At 41.6% G+C, this 4,491-nt stretch carries 5 protein-coding genes and 1 pseudogene; 5 read left to right on the forward strand and 1 reads right to left on the reverse strand.

Annotated elements, in window-relative coordinates:
* From J6O61_RS06935 to J6O61_RS06955, 5 genes and pseudogenes are all read left to right on the forward strand, one after another.
* The coding region (locus tag J6O61_RS06935) for an FtsW/RodA/SpoVE family cell cycle protein (RefSeq protein ID WP_292211224.1) at positions 1–1,282 on the forward strand (1,282 nt) is incomplete at its 5' end.
* A gap of 60 nt (positions 1,283–1,342) precedes the next feature.
* On the forward strand, positions 1,343–1,558 hold the full coding sequence (locus tag J6O61_RS06940) for a hypothetical protein (RefSeq protein WP_292211226.1): 216 nt from the start codon (positions 1,343–1,345) through the stop codon (positions 1,556–1,558).
* Positions 1,531–1,695 (forward strand): annotated as a pseudogene (locus tag J6O61_RS06945) (aldo/keto reductase); the annotation flags it as partial. The gene J6O61_RS06940 and the pseudogene J6O61_RS06945, both read left to right, overlap by 28 nt.
* A 321-nt stretch (positions 1,696–2,016) precedes the next feature.
* Positions 2,017–2,664, forward strand: coding sequence for a PBECR4 domain-containing protein (locus J6O61_RS06950; protein ID WP_292211228.1), 648 nt, complete (start codon positions 2,017–2,019; stop codon positions 2,662–2,664).
* A 167-nt stretch (positions 2,665–2,831) separates the two neighbouring features.
* Positions 2,832–3,743 carry a helix-turn-helix domain-containing protein gene (locus J6O61_RS06955; RefSeq protein ID WP_292211230.1) on the forward strand — a complete coding sequence of 304 codons (912 nt, stop codon included), beginning with the start codon at positions 2,832–2,834 and terminating at the stop codon, positions 3,741–3,743.
* Positions 3,744–3,993: 250 nt separating this feature from the next.
* On the opposite strand, the gene J6O61_RS06960 is transcribed toward J6O61_RS06955, so the two are convergent.
* Positions 3,994–4,491: hypothetical protein (locus J6O61_RS06960; protein WP_330613738.1), on the reverse strand; the 498-nt coding region annotated here is incomplete at its 5' end.

Raw genomic sequence — 4,491 nt, forward strand, 5'->3', positions numbered from 1 at the left:
AGCATATGAGGAGGATGGCTTATCTTATGAAGATGCGGTTTCAAAGGCGGTAGCTGAAATGGGCGATCCGGTCAGCGTTGGAGTAGATCTTGACCGTATCCACCGACCACATATGGAGTGGCGGTTTCTATTGTATGTATTTTTTATGGCTGTTTTGAACTTGGGAGTTCAGTATATAGTGAACAGGAATATGCCAGCCGAGACAGGCGCAGGCATCCTCGAAAATTTATCTAGGGTCAACATAATGCAAACAGTCATAGGATTTGCGGCAATGCTTGGTGTATATAGATTGGATTATACGATACTCGCCGGAAGAAGCAGGATGATCGGGGCGGCATATTTGGTTCTTCTGATCCTTTTATCCTTCTTTTTTGGTGCACCATTAAAAGGAATGACGAGCTGGATCCGGATAGGTATGTTCAGTGTGCCGATATTTGCTCTGATGGTACCGTATCTCCCGATTTTTGCCGGGATTCTGTATGAGTATCGGGGAAAAGGAAAGGCTGCTATTGTTAAAATTGTTATATGGATGTTTGCACCGGTATTGTTGCAACTGATTGCCGGATATATTTCGTTTCCGGTATTGTTGTTTGTTGTTGTATCGGAGATACTGCTATTTGGAATAGCACTAAAGAAAGATTGGTATGCTGTCAATAAAAAAATCGTGGCAGCTTATGGAGCAGGAGCACTGGTATTACTGATTTCCGGTGCATTAGTCCATGTATATTCTCGTAATGGCTATCAAAGTGCAAGACTTAAGAACTGGCTTGCGCATTTTGGAATAGGCAGTTATGCGGCCAATGCTGATTCAACGATTAACTATGTGAACAGCAGGCTTAGTGGAGCTTTTTCAAAGAGTAATCTGATCGGAGGAAGTGATGCAGCTCTTTCTGCCATGAAGGAGATTCCAGCCTATCGCAGTGATATGATACTTGGAACTGTAGCGGCAACCTGCGGTATCGCTGCGGCGGCAGGCATTATTATTTGTCTGGCAGTGCTTGCCATATACGTGTTTAACATATCTTTAAGGCAGAAGAATTCGCTGGGATGCATGATAGGATGTTCCTGTGGAGTGGCAATTGGATTGCAGAGCCTAAGCAATGTATTGATAGTTTTTGGAGTTTTGCCGTTAACGGATTCTGTTCTTCCATTTTTTGCAAGTGGATTATCATTTACGGTAGTCGATTATGTGTTGCTTGGACTGGTGTTGTCAATATACAGGTATAAGGATATCAGAAGAGAGAAACAAGCCGCTAATTTGACTCTACGGAGAGTAGAATAGAGTGAAGAGTTACCGAAAGGGAATACGCTAAAACTTGATACGGGTAACTTTTACAGAGGAGTGCTGATTCTCCAAGCTGTAGAAGGCAGTACAGATGTTGTTGAGCAGACGGCACAGCTTCAGTCTGACACGCCTGTTACATTTCAAGTGCAGCCGGGAGTATGGTACCGGGTTGGACTTCGTATTAATCTGAAGATAGAAAATGATGATATTTTTTTGAAGGTCAGGGCGAAAAACGCAGAAGTAATGATGCTACAGCGGAGCAAGATGCTATGATCATAGGCCGTGTGGCAGAGCTTGCCGAGAAACACGGTATTACCATGACGGAAGTATCACTGGCATGGCTTCTTACAAAAGTGACATCGCCGGTAGTTGGAGCGACTAAGCTTCATCATACAGAAGGGGCTGCAAAAATAGTATTTTTTAGTTGATTTTTCATACTGGTTGGATATAATTAAATCAGAAGTAGCGATACTTCCGATGTAAGAGCATCGATAAAAGTTGGGCTGCAGATGGTGCAGGGTAAAATACCATCTCATCAGATGCCTTAACTGGGCATCGAGCCAGGCAGCAAGGATAAAGCTGTAGTCCACGTGGGGGACTTAATGATTTCCACGTCGTTAGGGGTATCTTAACTGGGTACCGCGGCTGACAACCAGCATAAAACTCTTATTTTGAACATTTGGAAGAGTGTGGTTAAGATCACACTCTTCTTTTGGGTATAAGGGGTACTAATGGCTACTAAAGAGGAAAAGAAAAAGGCTATAAGGCAACAGATTATAGATGCTGCGAAAGTGTACAGTTCCAGTCTTGCAGGTAGAACTTTTTTGTACGTTTATGGTGAGGAGTATTTTGAGGTAACATTCCCAATTGAGAACTTTCTGCATTTAACAGGGGTGGCATCCAAAATATCTGCAAAGGATTTCTATAAAAATGCAAAGGACAGTAAGCTGATGATTCAGCAATTCTATTTTGACGCACGGCATGTGTATGCAAATGCCAAAAAGAAGCTCCCTTGCTTAATCAGACTGCCGAAACTAACAAATACTATGGTATGTGTTTTGAAAGATCTTAAAACAGTAACAATCGTGTATAAATTAAGCGTTACTAATCTTGAGTTTACTCTTGGATTGACAGAAAATATAGGTTCGGATGGGAAAAAGATCAACGATCTGTTTCTTCCAATGTCTTTACGCGTAGAGGATTCATCAGTCGAGAGAAGTACTGATGGTGAAATCGTTGATTTCATCTTCTCAAAAGATGCAAGTCGTCCTATATACGATACCATGCTGGTTGAAGATAAGAATAAGGTGATTACTGAAAGCGTAAGACATCTGATTTCTGAGGAATTCTATTTGCCTGCCCATGGGAATACTCAATAAGGTAACATTGTAATTCTCGTTCAGTACATTAAAATAATAATGGAATAAATAACGCTCTCTGTAAAAGAGAATCCCAAAAATCCTGGGATTCTCTCTACAGTGGATTGCGGATATGTAAGATGGGTGATACCTTGAAAGCACTAAATACAAAACAGGGGGTGCTTCGTATGGATAAGATCAAAACAGGTGAGCTTATAAGAGAGGCCAGAAAGACAAAGAATTATACCCAAAGCGAGTTGGGAGATATGCTTGGAGTGACCAATAAGGCTGTTTCCCGTTGGGAGAAAGGAGAGAGTTTTCCTGACATCGGAGTTTTGGAAAGCCTGGCTCATATTTTAGATCTGAAGATACAGGATATTGTGGTGGGTGAGATGCAGACTGTTGAGACGGACAATGACTCTGGCGAGATAACAGCTACCGAAATTGTACGTATGGCAGCTGTCCAGATCCAAACAAGGAAAAAAAGTATTTTAAGCCTTGTGCTTGCAGCCGTCGTAGTGTTTTGTAGTATTGTTGCCGGAATAGTCGGAACATCGGGGGCAAACCTGTTATTTGATGAAGCTTCAGGAATTGTATATTATCTATTGATGATATGCTCACTTGCGGCTGTGGTTTATGGCGGCTTTGCTCCCAGATATGAATCTGGAAACAGAAGCGGACTGGATCATCTCATGATTGTCCTATCTATCGCTTCTTATGGATGGATGATAATTATGATGTGGTGTGTTTCGATACTCGTTGTAAATGATCATATTCCATTTGGCATGAGGCTGGAAAATGCAGGACCATTTATAAATACCCAGCTTAGTGCAATAATTGTTCTTAATCTCCTGCTTTTAATAGTCGAAATAGCACGTATGGGGAATGAGTTTAAGAGGCTCCATTTTGGTTATGTATTTCAGATAACGGCCATATATATGGCTGCTTTATATGGAGATCTGCTTCATAGATTATCATCATTTGAGGGGTATATTCAAAATTTGGCATTGAGAACGATTGCGGTGTTGATCTGCACGGTTGTTGCGTTGTTGTCAATGAGAATTCTTAACAAACATGATGATGGAACTGACCAGAGGTAAGTCAGAAGAGAAAAAATACATATACAGCTTGAATATGTAAAGTGTGGAGACTATATGATGCCAAATCTGAAAGCAAACGAAGAACCGGAGGGGCCGTTGCCACAAGGCGTATGAGACCGAAATACATGCTTGGAACCATAGTGGATCCAGTGAGACTGAAAGATAGTTTAAGATGAGAACAGAGGGAGCATTGCGATTGCATCATATGCTCCCTCTATCGTGTTATTATGATGTCAAAAGTTCACAGTAGTTATTGCTCGATCAGTTCTTCTGCCATCTTAAACAGATCATCGGCAGATACATCATCATTGGTGAAAATAAGATAGCGTACACCATCTTTTATGAAAGAGGCATTGCTGAAGAAATATGTCACTTTTTCGCCACCATAGCTTACGAAAAAGTGATCATCATTCTCCTTGCGTTCCTGCACCGATGCCTCAAGGGGCTCATTTTCATCAGGGCGTATAAGGTACTCATCGTAATTGAAGTTGACGGTAATTCCATCTATTGTACGGCTTTCGGTAGGGGTACGATTCTCATCATCTGATAAGTTGTAGGACAAGGTGAGATTAACGATATCGCCGTCCTCATTCTTGTAAACAGCGTGTAGATCATCCCATTTGCCAAGAGTATTCCCTGAATCATCCTTTCCGGCAACATATACTGTATTTCCGCCGTCAAAAGAATAGTCGCCCAAGGAATCCGGGAAATCCGGCATCTTTACTTCAGCATTTTCCTGACGGTCTGA

Origin of the sequence: Butyrivibrio sp., from assembly GCF_017635265.1 — a bacterium.
Classification (GTDB): Bacteria; Bacillota; Clostridia; order Lachnospirales; family Lachnospiraceae; genus Butyrivibrio.